This is a genomic window from Rahnella sp. RFA10(1/100) (assembly GCF_004195115.1).
GTDB classification, from domain to species: domain Bacteria; phylum Pseudomonadota; class Gammaproteobacteria; order Enterobacterales; family Enterobacteriaceae; genus Rahnella; species Rahnella perminowiae.
Genome location: NZ_SEWR01000004.1, coordinates 249,865 through 264,368 on the forward strand (window position 1 = coordinate 249,865; position 14,504 = coordinate 264,368).

The following is a 14,504-nucleotide window of genomic DNA, read 5'->3' on the forward strand; positions in this document are numbered from 1 at the left end:
CTTGGCATTATCCTCCTCTGTTTATCCTGCTCCGGATTTTTAGTGGCATATCTTTGTAAAGAAGCACGCAGAACCACCCTTCTGTAAGCCGCCGCCCGAATTGCCCGTCGTGAAGGTCTGGCTGCGACAACCGTCCGTCGGGTCGCACAGGAAGCCGGCGTTGCAACAGGTCAGGTACATCATCATTTTTCCAGTGCGGCTGAACTACGTGCGCAGGCTTATACGCAGGTGATGAAAGTCCTTAAAGACCAGTTACTGGAAAAATCAATCACGCTCACTGCCCGTGAGCAGCTCAATCTTCTATTGGTTGGCCCGCATGGCGACGCGTTGCTCAACGCGATCCCGCTCTGGCACGAAGCGATGCTCCTGACTGAACAGGAGCCGCGGATGAAAGCGGCATTTGCCGTGTCAGTTGCTGACTGGCATGAACTGGTTTCCAACGCTATCACCCTGGGCAGGCAAAAAGGGCAGTTTGTTGAAGGAGAATCTCCTGAGCACATCTCCTGGCGACTGATTGGCCTGAGCAGCAGCATGGATGCCATGTCACGTCTCGAAACCCTCGGGCTAACCGCAGACTGTGCCGAATACAATTTGAACCGTGCCATCGAAAATGAGCTGTATGCCCGGGAACCCGACCGTAAGGAAACGTCTGATGTTTAAAACACGTTAGCCACAGCGCGGATGTTCTCGTCGTAATAAAGGTGATTTCAAAATCTGTCGCGCATTGATAATGATGCGACTTTATAGCAGCACAGGGAGTTCATTTTGCAGAGCGAACAAAAACCTGATTTTCATGATGATTTGATCAAAGAGCTACTCTACTGGATCGAAGTCAACTTAAGTGATCGTCTGACCATGGAAAAAGCCTCGAAAAAAACCGGCTATTCACCGTGGTATCTTCAGCGTTTGTTTAAAAGTAAAACGGGTTACGCACTGGGTAAATACATCCGTGACCGTCGTCTGACGATGGCCGCTATCGCGTTGCGTCTGACTAATATGCCCATCCTCGATATTTCGTTGTATTACTCTTACGATTCGCAGCAAACCTTCACGCGTTCATTCAAAAAGAACTTCGCCGAAACTCCCGGTACGTATCGCCGCAACGCATCATGGACCATGAACGGGATCACCGCGCCGCTGACTGTCGATGAGTTTCCGCAACCGGAATATGAAATCGTTGAACTGCCGGAGATGGCGTTTGAAGGGGAAACAGTCTCACATTCTTACCCTATTGAGGCCTTATTCAACAGTAAGAATCACGTTCACCGCGCGCAGTTGTTGCGTTATCTGGAAACACCGGAATCACTGCTGGCGCCGGTCTGGGGGTTGTCGGACTGCCGGCCTGATACAAATGATGAAGTGGCGAATGCGTTGCAGATGGATTATACCGTGGCGCATCAGGTGCAACCCCGTGACAGCCATAACATCCTGGTTCCGGCCAGTCGTTATCTGAAGATCAACTATCCGTACGATCTTAACCGGCTGAATGATTTTATTCTGTATCTGTATTCCGTTTTTCTGCCAACTCTGGGTCTGGAATTTATTATGCAGCCGGACCTGGAAAAATACTCGCGTGAGTCTGCTCTCAAAGGCGTAACCTGCGAATATTATATTCCGCTGGCCAGGCATTGAACGGCCAGCAAACAGAAACAAAAAGGCCTCTCATCAGGAGAGGCCTGACAGACAGAAAAGCAGATCAGTTAAACACCATACCGCCATCAATCAGCAGCGCCTGACCGGTCATATAATCGGAATCTGGCCCGGCGAGGTAAGCAACGCAAGCCGCAACATCTTCCGGCTCAGAAAGGCGTTTCAGTGTAATATTCTTAGCGAATTCCTGGGTACCATAGCCCACCGGTTTTCCAGCTGCTGCAGACACCTGACGATCTATTTCTTCCCACATCGGTGTTTTCACAATCCCCGGGCAGAAGGCATTGACAGTAATACCCAGCGAGGCCAGATCGCGTGCTGCCGTTTGTGTCAGCCCGCGAACCGCAAATTTACTCGAACTGTAGACGGCAAGTTCAGGGTTACCCACATGCCCGGCTTGTGATGACGCATTAATAATTTTGCCGCCATGTCCGAGTGATTTGAATGCTTTAACCGCGGCCTGAATACCCCAGATGACACCTTTCACATTGATATTATAAACTTTATCAACAATTTCAGGCGTGATGTCTTCAATCAGTGTTGTCGGCGCAATACCGGCATTATTCACAATGACGTCAAACCCACCGAGTTGTTTGGTGGCTGCTTCTACGGCAGCAAAAACCTGTTCCCGGTCAGACACATCCGCCAGCTGTGCAATCGCTTTACCACCGGCATGATTAATTTCTTCAGCGACTTTTTGTGCAGTCTCCCCGTTGAAATCCACCACAGCCACAGCAAAGCCATCCTTCGCCAGACGCAGTGCAATCGCGCGGCCGATCCCCTGACCGCCACCTGTAACTAAAGCCACTTTTCCATTTTTAGACATACGACTATCCTCTATGTATTCGGTATCTTCTTCAGGTGCTGCGCGTAAGACACGGTCTACCCGACCCGGTGCCGTTACGTGAGCTATCCACTGGTTTACGCCTGCGACGCTCAATGTGCAATTGTTAGCCACGGTCATTAACTTTTTCTCACTCACGAGGAAAGGGCGGATGATAAGACTGCAGCTGGGCACAAGCAGTTGCAGGGATATTGTATTATTCCGGCTTTCTATCTCACTTTGCGGCTGTTAAAGTGGCCGTCTGGTTAACCTTTTAAAATCTGCAGAGAGTTTCCCCGGTTATTCATTATGCTGAAGCTATTCACAAGATACTCATCGGTGGGTGTGATTAATACGCTGATACATTGGCTGGTGTTTGCAGGTTTGTACGCCTGCGGAACCCGGCAATCGCTGGCTAATATTCTGGCTTTCGCAGTTGCAGTGACCTTCTCATTTTTTGTTAATGCACGATGGACATTCAAAGCTGAAGCGACAACCCGGCGTTATATGTTTTATGTTTTGTTTATGGGCACTGTGGCGGCTCTTATCGGCTGGACAGCCGATAAGACGCATACAAGCCCGGTCGTAACGCTGATTGTATTTTCCCTCGTCAGTTTGATCTCTGGTTTTATCTACTCACATTATATTGTTTTCAGGGTTAAAAAGTGAAAATCTCATTGGTTGTTCCCGTCTTCAATGAAGAAGAAGCAATTCCCATTTTTTATCATGCCGTAAAGACGACGCTATCTGAATATAATCTCGAAATTATCTTTATTAATGACGGCAGTACAGACGCCACCGAGCACGTTATTCATTCTCTGTCCGTTACGGATCCGTCAGTCAAAGCGATCAGTTTTATCCGCAATTTTGGTAAAGAACCCGCTCTGCTGGCAGGGCTGGAACATGCGACGGGTGACGCGGTTATTCCGATAGACGTTGATCTGCAGGATCCTATTGAAGTTATCCCGCTGATGATTAATAAATGGCGTGAAGGCTCGCAGGTGGTATTAGCTAAACGCAGAGACAGAAGTACCGACAGTCAGTTCAAACGCAAAACAGCAGCATGTTTTTACAGTCTCCACAATAAAATCAGCTCGCCTAAAATAGAAGAAAACGTAGGAGATTTCAGACTCCTTTCGCGCGAAACAGTCGAAAACCTGAAGCTCCTGCAAGAAAGAAACCTTTTTATGAAAGGTATTCTTAGCTGGGTCAGTGGTGAAGTTGCTGTAGTGGAGTACACCCGTCCGGTACGTGCGGCAGGCAAAACGAAGTTCAATGGCTGGAAGCTATGGAATCTGGCTCTCGAAGGTGTGACGAGTTTCTCAACCGTCCCTTTACGGATCTGGACATACATTGGATTTTTTGTGGCCATGCTGTCTTTTTTGTACGGGGTATGGATGATTGTCGATAAACTTATCTGGGGAAATCCTGTTGCAGGTTATCCTTCAATATTAGTATCGATACTCTTCCTTGGAGGGATTCAGTTAATTGGAATTGGTGTGCTGGGTGAGTATATAGGCAGGATTTATATCGAATCCAAAAGAAGACCACGGTACATTATTAAATCAGATTAATCATAAAAATGCTTCACTCTTGACCGCTGAAGTAGAGATAACCCCAGGCTAAACTCACTTAACCTGGGGTGATTTTATATGTTTACTGACAGCGTGTCCGGTTAAAATCAATAACAACTACGCTGTCTTCTTTCCACATTTTATAATCCTGGTTGCTGGCATAAGGATTTGTCTGACAGACATAATGTGCAATGTTGACATTCACTCCCGTTGCAGGCGAAGCCCAGCGTTGTTGCAATCCGTTCATCGTCATATTCCCCACAGGCCAATACCAGTTACTGAAATAATCAGGTACCAGTACCGCCAGCACAGGATAATTGCTCAGTGAGTTTTCATAAACAGGAGAATGCGGAGGCGTTCCGCTGTAAATAAAATATACAGAGTTATAATCCATCTCATGAGTATCCGATTTTATCCGCTGCACGAGATTATCATTAAATTTAGCCTGCTCGCGCAAGGCATTACCATAAGCATAAAAAAACACCAGTGATTGAATTACCGGTATCATTAATAGCCAGGTCAGTGGCTTAAGCCGCTTTGGCAATGCCATCGTCAATAACCAGGCACTCAGCAGCATAAATCCACTTAAACCGACCAGGGAACGTGGAGTCAGTAAGGCATTTTGCAATAGCAGCAAACTGCCGGGGATCATGAAAACTGCAATAAATGGCGCAACAACCGCCGCGAAGCAAAGTAACAATGTCACCGCCCCATGATGTTGACGCAGATAGCGAACAGTAATTGTTAGACCCGCAATAACCGCAACGGCGAGGATCAGCATCAGGAAACGCATACCGCCCTGATGTTTCACCAACGTATCATTGATAAATTGGCTGTAACTGTGCAGGTTATTAATAATTGTCGTGAGAAGATTGTCTGTCGCCAATACAGGATGATTGACTTCACTTTTACCTGAAAATGTTGAGGGCAAAATCAGCTTCAGGTAGATAATTGTACCGGCCATCAGTTCACCGAACCGACGACATAAGGTTATCAGGATCAACCCAGGTGAGAGTTGTCTCTCCATCTGGCGGAAGAACGCCGCAATAACCATGATGACTAAAATGTTAATTACCGTCTGATAGAGACAATAAATCGCCACTATGATCGCGGTGCCGGTGACAAAGCGAATCCATGTTTTACCGTAATCTGTCCAGCAACAGTAAAGCAGGCTGAGACCCAGTGCGGCGCTTAAGGTCAGCACATCAAAGCGATAGGAAAAAATTTCCGCCAGATAGGGATTGCAGAAAAAGGTTAACGTGACCAGTAAAATTGTACTGAGTGGGCGATCAGGTAAAAAATGGCGCGCAAATTGTGTGAGGCTTGCGCTGATGATGAGAACACCCAGGATCAGTGGCAGCGGGAAGATGTCCGATATATGAGCACTGAGGAACAATGCTTTTATCATGATATCGGCCAGCGGCCTGCCATCAGGGCCCCAGTTGGTGTAACCCAAAGCAGCGCGACCATTATCATCAATATAATAAATATTGGCTAGCAACAAAGGCAGAACAAACAGAACAGTACAAACGAGCAGAGAGCGAAAAGAAGACTTCATTTATTTAGCCGAGTTTTTGCGGAATATTGAAAGTCTACCTGCTCTGGTTTCCAAGTAAAAGTTTGAATTGAAATACATTGGAATCATCGGGCTTGATACCACATTCTCGGTTTTACCTTCACGCAACTCCCCATGAAGATCAGGAATATGAAAGATAAAAAAATGTCAGATACAAACCCCGGCGTTTTCCGTGAACACCTGACCACATTGGTACGTTCATTACAGATTGCACCTGACGTGGCCGAAAATCAGGTCCTGGACCGGATGGCGCTCAGCTTTCGTAAACTACTGAATTTTTTCGCAGAAAATAACGAACTGACCCAACAGGTATTTTTGCTGCCGCCCCTGGCACAGGAAACACAGCGTTTACTGGTCAGCCTGATGTCTGAAAATCTCGCCCATAACCAGCAGAGCAAACTTTTTCGCAGTGATATTCCTGCTTGCGTGCTGGCGCAGTGTTTTACGGGCATGCTGGTGCAACTGGCGCAAGATCCGGCTGAACCGGCGCTGCGTCATCAAAATAGTCAGGCATGCGCGAGGTTGTTCTGTGAGGGAGTGTGGTTACGGGAGTCATAGTTCAAAACTTCATATAGAAAGCAAAAATGGTTGGTTCAGTTTGCGATCCATAAAAGGTTAACTGAGTTCATTCCCGGGGCAGACATTGTATGCCCTGTTTTTGAAACCAACGTTAAAGAAGGCTTTGATTTGAAAGCTGCGATTAACCGGAGGCCTGTATGTCAACGACTGTACACACTGCTGAGCACCGTTCGCTATGGCAACGCATCACGCGCCGCAAAGTCAGTAATCCACCAGAGGAAAGGACACATGATACCTACCGCTTGCTGGAAAGCTTTCACGCCACAGGGTGTCTGTACGGTATTGATGTGGGGAACAGTGATCCGACCTGGTTTCGCCGCTCCTGACCGGTATATCCGTTTATTACGGTTCAGCTATTGGAACGAGCTGTGCAATTAGCAAAACCTTCTCCTGATTGTATGTGCTGTACCCTGCATAACCGGTGTTTCCGTTGCGGAAAATGCAACCGTGGCATCTGTTATGTAGGTTGTTGTGGAAAATCTCTCTGACCTCGTCGTAGAAATTTTAGTTCTCTCTCACTTGTTGAGCCCATAACTTTCGCCAGTTATGGGTTTTTTTATGCAAAAAAAACCCCGCAGTCAGGCGGGGCAATATAATAACGCCGTTAACCGGGGCAGAACGGCGATCAAAAACAAATATAAGTAAAACCAAGGAAGGGTAAAAATAAAGCTGCAGTGATGATGCCACAGCTCTGGAAAATAAAGTACCACAAACAACAAGACATTTATAAATATAAATTTCATATGAATTACATTATTATATTCATGGTATATATTAATTACCCCTCCAGAAATAACTAGCAATAAATAATAAAATTAAAAATGATAATTTACCTACTGACCCGCGGAACTCTGTAGGTAATATTAATACGAGTCTGACTCATTGATAATACATATATAATAATTTAAAACATCCAATCAAATGATAAAGGAATGACATCATGAAATTAAAAGCATTGGCACTTATTATCCCGGCATTACTGGTTGCAGGCGCAGCGCATTCTGCTGAGGTCTATAATAAAGACGGCAATAAATTGGATCTGTACGGCAAAGTGGATGGTTTGCATTATTTCTCTGATGATGCAGGCAAAGATGGCGATCAGACCTATGCGCGTGTGGGTTTTAAAGGCGAAACTCAGATTGCTGACCAACTGACCGGATATGGTCAGTGGGAATACAATATTCAGGCTAACAATACAGAGAGCAGCGGTACATCTGGCAACGCAACCCGTCTGGGCTTTGCAGGTCTGAAATTCGGTGATTTCGGCTCATTCGACTACGGCCGTAACTACGGTGTTGTGTATGATATTGAAGCATGGACCGATATGTTGCCAGAGTTCGGTGGTGATACTTACACCACGCCTGATAACTTTATGGTTGGCCGTACCAACGGGGTTGCCACTTACCGCAACACTGACTTCTTCGGCGAAGTAAAAGGCTGGAATTTCGCACTGCAATACCAGGGTGCAAATGATGGCGATAATAACAGCGAAGATTTCCAGTTTGGTGAAGGCACTAACAATGGTCGTGACGTGCGTCATCAGAACGGTGATGGTTTCGGTATTTCTACCACTTATGATTTCGGCATGGGTATTACGGCCGGGGCTGCCTATGCATCTTCTGATCGTACGAATGATCAAATTGCCTATACAAACGCTGATGGCGATAAAGCTGATGTGTGGACAGTGGGCGCGAAATACGATGCAAACAATGTCTATCTGGCTACCATGTATTCTGAAACCCGCAACATGACCCTTTATGGCAGTGACGGCGTGGCAAATAAAACTCAGAACTTTGAAATTACCGCACAATACCAATTCGATTTTGGTCTGCGTCCTGAAGTTTCTTACCTGCAATCCAAAGGTAAGAATCTGAATGAAGATACCAGCCGTACCGATAACGATCATGACTTAGTTAAATATGTTTCTGTGGGTACCAGCTATTACTTCAACAAAAACATGTCTACCTACGTTGATTACAAAATCAACCTGCTTGACAATGATGATGACTTCTATAAAACCAACAATATTTCTACCGATGATATCGTAGCGGTTGGTCTGGTTTATCAGTTCTAATTTCTGAAACTTCTTATTGAATGTTCTGAGTACAAAACCCGTCTTAGGATGGGTTTTTTTGTGCCCAAAAACGTGATTATCTGTGCCTTTGGGAGGTGTCTGCCTTCAATAATGCAACAGTGTTTGTTATATTATTGACCAGATCACGTACGGGGCAATTCCTCTGTGATACGGTGCTTTACCTAAGACTTGGTTTCTCAGGACAATGACATGTTAGATTATCGCTTTCCGACAGCTATGCAGATGGTGTTTTGTATCGCTCAGTCCCAAAAGGCTGGCCAGCGCTGCACCAGTGCGATTTTAGCAACGGGTCTGGAAGCCAACTCCAGTTTTATCCGCAAACTGATGGTGCCGCTGACGCAGCATGGCATCATCGTTTCCACTCTCGGCCGTACCGGTTCGATCACGCTTGGCCGCCCGGCGGAAGAAATCACGCTTCGTGACATTTATTGCGCAGTGATTGAAGATAAACGTCTGTGGGCAGCCCGCCCGGACGTACCCGCCCGCTGCGTTGTCAGTGCCAACGCGTGCACGTATTTCAAAAATATCGTCAGCGAAGCTGAAGAAGCATCATTTCAGGTATTGGCCCGTCATACGGTCGCTGATGCGCTGGCTGAGTTCGAACGCGGTGGCAAGTACAAATGTACCAAAGACCTGGCTTCGCAATACGCCGAAGATTCTCTCTGCTCAAAATAGAGTGCTATAAGCCAGTCCGCGCACATCGCGCTTAAAAAAAACCTGTAAAAAAGCCGGGATATTCTCCCGGCTTTTTGCATTGTGGTTATCTGAAGAGCGTTATGCTACTTGCGTTTCCAGCACCGCTTTCTTACGCGTCACCAGCTTACGCAGCGCGACATAAAATACAGGCGTCAGGAACAGACCGAACAACGTCACTCCCAACATGCCGGAAAATACGGTGATTCCGGTAACGCCTCGCACTTCAGCACCCGCACCGTGACCGAGGATCAACGGGACAGTCCCGGCGATAAACGCAATCGAGGTCATCACGATAGGGCGCAGACGCAGACGACATGCCTCAAGCGCGGATTCGATAATCCCTTTACCTTGCAATTCAAGCTCACGGGCGAACTCAACAATCAGAATCGCATTCTTACATGCCAGCCCCATCAGCACTACCAGGCCGACCTGAACAAACACATTGTTATCGCCCCCCGTCAGCCACACACCGAACAAGGCCGATAGCATGGTCATTGGCACAATCAGGATCACCGCCAGCGGCAGCGTCCAGCTTTCATACAGTGCAGCAAGTACCAGGAACGCCAGTAATACGGACATCGGGAATACAATCAACGCCGCATTACCTTGTGTTGACTGCTGATAGCTCAGATCAGTCCATTCGATATTCATACCATTCGGTAACAGGTTTTTCGACATTGCGGTCAGCTCCGTCATTGCCTGCGTCGAAGAAAGCACACGCGGATCGGCATCACCGATTAAATCTGCTGCCGGATAACCATTATAGCGGATTACCGGGTCAGGGCCGTAAGTGGTGGTAATGTTCAGCATACTGCCGATGGGTACCATTTCACCTTTATCGTTACGGGTACGCAGATTGGCAATGTCTTCCACGGTGTCACGGAACTGTCCATCCGCCTGCGCCATTACTTTCCATGTACGACCGAATCGGTTGAAATCATTGATATAAGACGAGCCGAGATAGACCTGCAACGTGCTGAACAGTTCATCAAGTGATACGCCCTGAGCCTTAGCTTTGTCACGGTCAATATGTGCGTCGAGCTGCGGCACGTTAGCCTGATAGGAGGAAATCGGATACCCCATTCCCGGCGTCTGCATAATAGCGCCCGACATGGTGTTAATCGCGGTTTGCAATGCACCATAACCCAGCCCCGCGCGATCCTGCACATACAGGGAATAACCTGAACCCTGACCTAACCCGAGGATCGGCGGCGGCATAATGGAAAACGCGAACCCTTCCTGAATCTGCGAAATTTTGGCGTTTATTTCCGCATTAATTTCCGCCGCCGTACGGGTACGTTCACTCAGCGGTTTCAACGCAAAGAACACCGTGCCGGTATTCGGCGTATTGGTGAACTGCAGCGCGTTCAACCCGGGGAATGCCACCGCATCAATGACGCCATCGGTACTTAAACCCATTGCGCTGATTTTGCGGATCACCGCATCAGTGCGGGATAATGACGCACCTTCCGGCATTTTCACACCTGCAATCAGGTACAGTTTATCCTGCGTCGGAATAAAGCCCCCCGGCACAGCTTTGAACATAAATGCAGCCGCGCATAACAACAGTACGTAGACCACAAATACCGCGCCACGACGTCCCAACGTTTTAGACACAGCATTCTGATAACGATGTGAACTGGCATTAAAGAACCGGTTGAACGGTCGGAAAATCCAGCCAAAAAGTCGGTCGATGAGCCGCGAGGGCATGTCTTTCGGCGTACCGTGCGATTTCAGCAACAATGCCGCAAGAGCAGGGGACAATGTCAGCGAGTTGATGGCCGAAATCACAGTTGAAATAGCGATAGTCACCGCAAACTGCTTGTAGAACTGACCGGTTACCCCCGACAGAAACGCCATCGGCACAAATACCGCGCACAGCACCAGTGCGATAGCCACGATCGGCCCGGACACCTCCCGCATCGCCTGATGCGCAGCATCCCTTGGCGCAAGTCCTTCCTCAATGTTTCGCTCGACGTTTTCCACCACAACAATGGCGTCATCGACGACTATCCCTATCGCCAGCACCAGTCCGAACAGGCTGAGCGTATTGAGTGAAAATCCGAGCAAATACAGGATGCTGAATGTCCCTATCACTGAGATCGGTACCGCCAGCAGAGGAATGATCGACGCACGCCAGGTTTGGAGGAACAGGATAACAACCAGCACGACCAGCACGACGGCTTCCAGCAATGTGTGAACCACCGCACTGATGGAATCCCGGACAAACACCGTCGGGTCATACGGCGCACGCCAGGTCATGCCTTCCGGGAAACGGGTTGCCAGTTCAGTCATTTTGGCTCGTACCGCATCTGACAAATCAATCGCATTCGCTCCGGGAGACTGGAAGATACCAATCCCGACTGCGTCTTTATTATTAAGCTGCGATCGCAGGGCATAGCTACCGGACCCCATTTCAATACGCGCCACATCACGCAGACGGACAATTTCGCCATTATCACCGCTTTTCAGGATAATTTTGCCGAACTCATCTTCATCTTTCAGACGCCCCTGTGCATTGATGGAAAGCAGATAGTCACTGTCCTTCGGCATCGGTTCAGCGCCCAACTGACCGGCAGAGACCTGCACATTCTGTTCCTGCATGGCTTTCACAATGTCAGAAGCCGTCAGACCTCGGGCCGCAACTTTGTTCGGATCCAGCCACACGCGCATGGCATATTCGCCTGCACCGAAAATCTGAATCTGCCCGACACCCGGCAAACGCGCCAGTTCATCTTTCACCTTCAGCGTGGCGTAGTTACTCAGATACAGCGAATCATACTTGCCGGAAGGTGATACCAGATGCACCACCAGCGTTAACGTTGGCGACTGCTTCTGTGTGGTCACACCCTGACGGCGGACATCTTCCGGCAGACGTGCTTCAGCCTGCGCGACCCGGTTTTGCACCTGAACCTGAGCCTGATCCGGATCGGTACCCGGACGGAAAGTGACCGTTGTCACCAGAACGCCGTCAGAACCGGCGACGGATTTCATGTACACCATATTTTCGACGCCGTTAATCGCTTCTTCCAGCGGCGTCGCAACGGTTTCTGCAATCACTTTCGGGTTGGCGCCCGGATATTCAGCACGAACCTGAACGCTTGGCGGTACCACGTTAGGGTATTCACTGACAGGCAGCAAGGGGATAGCAATTGCCCCGGTAACTAAAATCAGAATCGACAAAACGGCCGCAAAAATCGGCCTGTCGATGAAAAAGCGGGAAAAGTCCATGAGTCAGGATTCTCTTTTATTGAACGGCAGGGGCGGCCGGCGTGACAGTGTTAGCCACCATGCTGACGGTTTTGGCGTTGACCGGCATGCCCGGCATAAACACTTTCTGTACGCCGTCGATGATCACACGGTCACCGGCTTCCAGGCCTTTCTGTATGATACGTAAGCCTGCATATGTGCGGCCAATTTCCACATCACGGCGCTGTGCCTTGCCATCTTTATCAACCACATAAACGAATTTACGATCCTGGTCGGTAAGGATGGCTTTATCGTCCACCAGCATGGCATTGAACTGTGCGCTGCCCGGCATTTGAACCCGGGCAAACAATCCCGGCGTAAAGGTACGGTCACGGTTATCCAACAGAGCACGCATGCGGATGGTGCCGGTGCCGGAGTTGAGCTGGTTGTCAGTAAAATCAACCACACCCTGATGCGGATAACCGTTTTCACCGACCAACCCGACATGCACCGGCAAGCGATTTTGCGGGCTGTCGTTCAATTTCCCTTCGCGGGCCAGCGCCTGATAACGCAGGAAAGTCCCTTCATCAACGTCGAAATATACATAGACTGTGTCGAGTGACACCAGCGTGGTCAGTACGCTCGCGCTGTCACCTGCTGTCACCAAATTACCGGTCGTGATCATCGCACGGCTGGCACGGCCATCAATCGGGGAGGTAACACGGGTGAAATCAAGATTAAGTTGGGCCATGTCCAGCTGTGCCTGTGCAGCCAGGACATCAGATTGTGCCTGCGACGCTGCCGAACGACGTTGCTCCGCGACTTCTTTCGACACGGCCAGCGTCCCGATCAGCGCTTCTGTTCGTGCAGATTCACTTCGTGCCAGACTGGCCTGATTGCGCGCACGCACCAGTTCAGCCTGCGCCTGTTCCTGTGCAGCCCGGTAAGTACGATCATCAATGGTGAACAGTACCTGACCCTTTTTCACTTCCTGGCCTTCCTGATAATTCACTTTATCGATATAACCGGACACGCGCGGCCGCAGTTGTACACTTTGTACCGCTTCCACACGCCCGTTAAAGGCATCCCACTGACTGATTGGCTTAATTAACACATCTGCCACGCTGACCTGCGGAGCAGGCGGTGCGGCATTTTGCGCCACGCTGTTGTCACACCCGGCGAGCAGGGCAACCATCAGCGCAACCCCTGAAAGGCGCAACATTAAAGGCGTACCAATGACGTGGTCGCGTACAACAACCTGTGATTTTTGCAGGTTCATCATTATTTTTTATTTCCAGTGTGTAAGTGCTGCCAGGCAATACACCGGCCTGTCCGCCGGGTAACGTCCTTTGCCTGAACCGACTTTTTTGGGACTTGTGCCGTTCATCAGCACAATAATGTATCAAATACTGATACAATTTATTCGTGAGGATTGTAGAGATGCGCTTACTAAACTGCAAGAATTACTGTTACACTTTATGTGCTATTTTACAGAACGTTTACCTGGGGAAATGAGACTATCCTGTAACCGTCAATTAAATGCAATAGTAAAACTTGCATTTAACCAAAAACTGGGTCAACGTATAAAAAGACGAGTCGCCCTCGGGGGGCGCAAACAAAAAAAAAGCAGGAGACTGGCCATGAGAACCGAGGATTTCATTCACGACCTGATCGAGTGGATCGATCACAATCTGGAAGAACGACTGGATATTAAAACGGTCGCCAAGCGGGCTGGTTATTCCCGCTGGTATCTGCAGCGGATGTTTAAAGAGCACACCGGCCTGCCGATGGGGGAATACATTCGTGAGAAAAAACTGAAGAAATCTGCCGATATGCTGGCCAGCAGCGGCGAGCCTATCGTCAGCGTTGCGATTTCGCTGGGCTTCGACTCACAACAGTCCTTCACCCGCAGTTTCAAACGACAGTTTGGTCAGACTCCGGGCGACTGGCGTCGCGGGCTTAATCTGGCAACTGAATGCCAGGGCTGCCTGCACTAACTCTTATCTCTGCTTACGCTGCGTTTATCTCGTGAGCGTGTAGGGGGCCCACTGGGAAAACTGAAATATCCTACGTTTAGCCTGGTTTTATACAGACTTTTATCCACTGAGCGTAACGAACAGTATTTCCCAGCCCCTCTGCTTAAAACGGGTACGCCATACGTAATCTCCGCTCAGGTTGATATGTTCACACCCCAACGGGGAGACATGAGAAACCCATTATTTATTAAATAAATAGCTTTCTCTTCAGTGAATCAATCGCTTTTTCTTATATACCACATTCCATAACAAGATCGCCTCAATCGGCACCATCAGCCGACTGACA

General features: G+C 48.7%; 13 protein-coding genes. 9 read left to right on the forward strand and 4 right to left on the reverse strand.

Annotated elements, in window-relative coordinates:
• Positions 1-99 precede the first annotated feature (99 nt).
• Both ETV65_RS14555 and ETV65_RS14560 read left to right on the forward strand, forming a co-directional pair.
• The gene (locus tag ETV65_RS14555) at positions 100-660 is read left to right on the forward strand and encodes a TetR family transcriptional regulator (protein WP_129953535.1); all 561 of its coding nucleotides are present in this window, start codon (positions 100-102) and stop codon (positions 658-660) included.
• 105 nt (positions 661-765) lie between these two features.
• Positions 766-1,632 (forward strand): helix-turn-helix domain-containing protein, encoded by an 867-nt coding sequence (locus ETV65_RS14560; RefSeq protein WP_129953536.1) that lies wholly within the window; start codon positions 766-768, stop codon positions 1,630-1,632.
• A gap of 64 nt (positions 1,633-1,696) precedes the next feature.
• On the opposite strand, the gene ETV65_RS14565 is transcribed toward ETV65_RS14560, so the two are convergent.
• Complete coding sequence (locus tag ETV65_RS14565; RefSeq protein ID WP_129953537.1) at positions 1,697-2,476, reverse strand: (S)-acetoin forming diacetyl reductase; 780 nt, start codon at positions 2,474-2,476, stop codon at positions 1,697-1,699.
• Between the two features lie 306 nt (positions 2,477-2,782).
• On the opposite strand from ETV65_RS14565, the gene ETV65_RS14570 reads away from it, so the two are divergent.
• Positions 2,783-3,142 (forward strand): GtrA family protein, encoded by a 360-nt coding sequence (locus ETV65_RS14570; protein ID WP_129953538.1) that lies wholly within the window; start codon positions 2,783-2,785, stop codon positions 3,140-3,142.
• Positions 3,139-4,047, forward strand: coding sequence for a glycosyltransferase family 2 protein (locus tag ETV65_RS14575; protein WP_129953539.1), 909 nt, complete (start codon positions 3,139-3,141; stop codon positions 4,045-4,047). Before ETV65_RS14570 ends, ETV65_RS14575 begins: the two co-directional genes overlap by 4 nt.
• Before the next feature lie 82 nt (positions 4,048-4,129).
• Here the strand turns inward: ETV65_RS14575 and ETV65_RS14580 are convergent, their stop codons facing one another.
• On the reverse strand, positions 4,130-5,605 hold the full coding sequence (locus ETV65_RS14580) for a glucosyltransferase domain-containing protein (protein ID WP_129953540.1): 1,476 nt from the start codon (positions 5,603-5,605) through the stop codon (positions 4,130-4,132).
• A 162-nt stretch (positions 5,606-5,767) separates the two neighbouring features.
• On the opposite strand from ETV65_RS14580, the gene ETV65_RS14585 reads away from it, so the two are divergent.
• The 4 genes from ETV65_RS14585 (at position 5,768) to ETV65_RS14600 (ending at position 8,972) form a co-directional block, all read left to right on the forward strand.
• A complete protein-coding gene (locus tag ETV65_RS14585) occupies positions 5,768-6,181 on the forward strand; it encodes a hypothetical protein (RefSeq protein ID WP_129953541.1) in 414 nt (137 codons plus the stop codon).
• A 158-nt stretch (positions 6,182-6,339) separates the two neighbouring features.
• Complete coding sequence (locus ETV65_RS14590; protein ID WP_129953542.1) at positions 6,340-6,528, forward strand: hypothetical protein; 189 nt, start codon at positions 6,340-6,342, stop codon at positions 6,526-6,528.
• 614 nt (positions 6,529-7,142) lie between these two features.
• Positions 7,143-8,276 (forward strand): porin OmpC, encoded by a 1,134-nt coding sequence (gene ompC / locus ETV65_RS14595; protein WP_129953543.1) that lies wholly within the window; start codon positions 7,143-7,145, stop codon positions 8,274-8,276.
• Positions 8,277-8,486: 210 nt separating this feature from the next.
• Positions 8,487-8,972: an Rrf2 family transcriptional regulator gene (locus tag ETV65_RS14600; RefSeq protein WP_129953544.1), complete on the forward strand. Its 486-nt coding sequence runs from the start codon at positions 8,487-8,489 to the stop codon at positions 8,970-8,972.
• 99 nt (positions 8,973-9,071) lie between these two features.
• Here ETV65_RS14600 and ETV65_RS14605 read toward each other — a convergent pair whose 3' ends face one another.
• Together ETV65_RS14605 and ETV65_RS14610 are read right to left on the reverse strand one after the other, a co-directional pair.
• Complete coding sequence (locus ETV65_RS14605) at positions 9,072-12,224, reverse strand: efflux RND transporter permease subunit (RefSeq protein WP_129953545.1); 3,153 nt, start codon at positions 12,222-12,224, stop codon at positions 9,072-9,074.
• A gap of 16 nt (positions 12,225-12,240) precedes the next feature.
• A complete protein-coding gene (locus ETV65_RS14610; RefSeq protein WP_129953741.1) occupies positions 12,241-13,404 on the reverse strand; it encodes an efflux RND transporter periplasmic adaptor subunit in 1,164 nt (387 codons plus the stop codon).
• A 418-nt stretch (positions 13,405-13,822) separates the two neighbouring features.
• On the opposite strand from ETV65_RS14610, the gene ETV65_RS14615 reads away from it, so the two are divergent.
• Complete coding sequence (locus tag ETV65_RS14615) at positions 13,823-14,179, forward strand: helix-turn-helix domain-containing protein (protein ID WP_013577757.1); 357 nt, start codon at positions 13,823-13,825, stop codon at positions 14,177-14,179.
• Positions 14,180-14,504 lie beyond the last annotated feature (325 nt).

Excerpts from the sequence above, each read along its gene's own strand:
- ETV65_RS14610 (WP_129953741.1), bottom strand. The coding sequence starts at position 13,404 with ATGTTGCGCCTTTCAGGGGTTGCGCTGATGGTTGCCCTGCTCGCCGGG.
- ETV65_RS14585 (WP_129953541.1), top strand. The coding sequence starts at position 5,768 with ATGTCAGATACAAACCCCGGCGTTTTCCGTGAACACCTGACCACATTG.
- ompC (WP_129953543.1), top strand. The coding sequence starts at position 7,143 with ATGAAATTAAAAGCATTGGCACTTATTATCCCGGCATTACTGGTTGCA.
- ETV65_RS14570 (WP_129953538.1), top strand. The coding sequence starts at position 2,783 with ATGCTGAAGCTATTCACAAGATACTCATCGGTGGGTGTGATTAATACG.
- ETV65_RS14590 (WP_129953542.1), top strand. The coding sequence starts at position 6,340 with ATGTCAACGACTGTACACACTGCTGAGCACCGTTCGCTATGGCAACGC.
- ETV65_RS14580 (WP_129953540.1), bottom strand. The coding sequence starts at position 5,605 with ATGAAGTCTTCTTTTCGCTCTCTGCTCGTTTGTACTGTTCTGTTTGTT.
- ETV65_RS14615 (WP_013577757.1), top strand. The coding sequence starts at position 13,823 with ATGAGAACCGAGGATTTCATTCACGACCTGATCGAGTGGATCGATCAC.
- ETV65_RS14600 (WP_129953544.1), top strand. The coding sequence starts at position 8,487 with ATGTTAGATTATCGCTTTCCGACAGCTATGCAGATGGTGTTTTGTATC.
- ETV65_RS14605 (WP_129953545.1), bottom strand. The coding sequence starts at position 12,224 with ATGGACTTTTCCCGCTTTTTCATCGACAGGCCGATTTTTGCGGCCGTT.
- ETV65_RS14565 (WP_129953537.1), bottom strand. The coding sequence starts at position 2,476 with ATGTCTAAAAATGGAAAAGTGGCTTTAGTTACAGGTGGCGGTCAGGGG.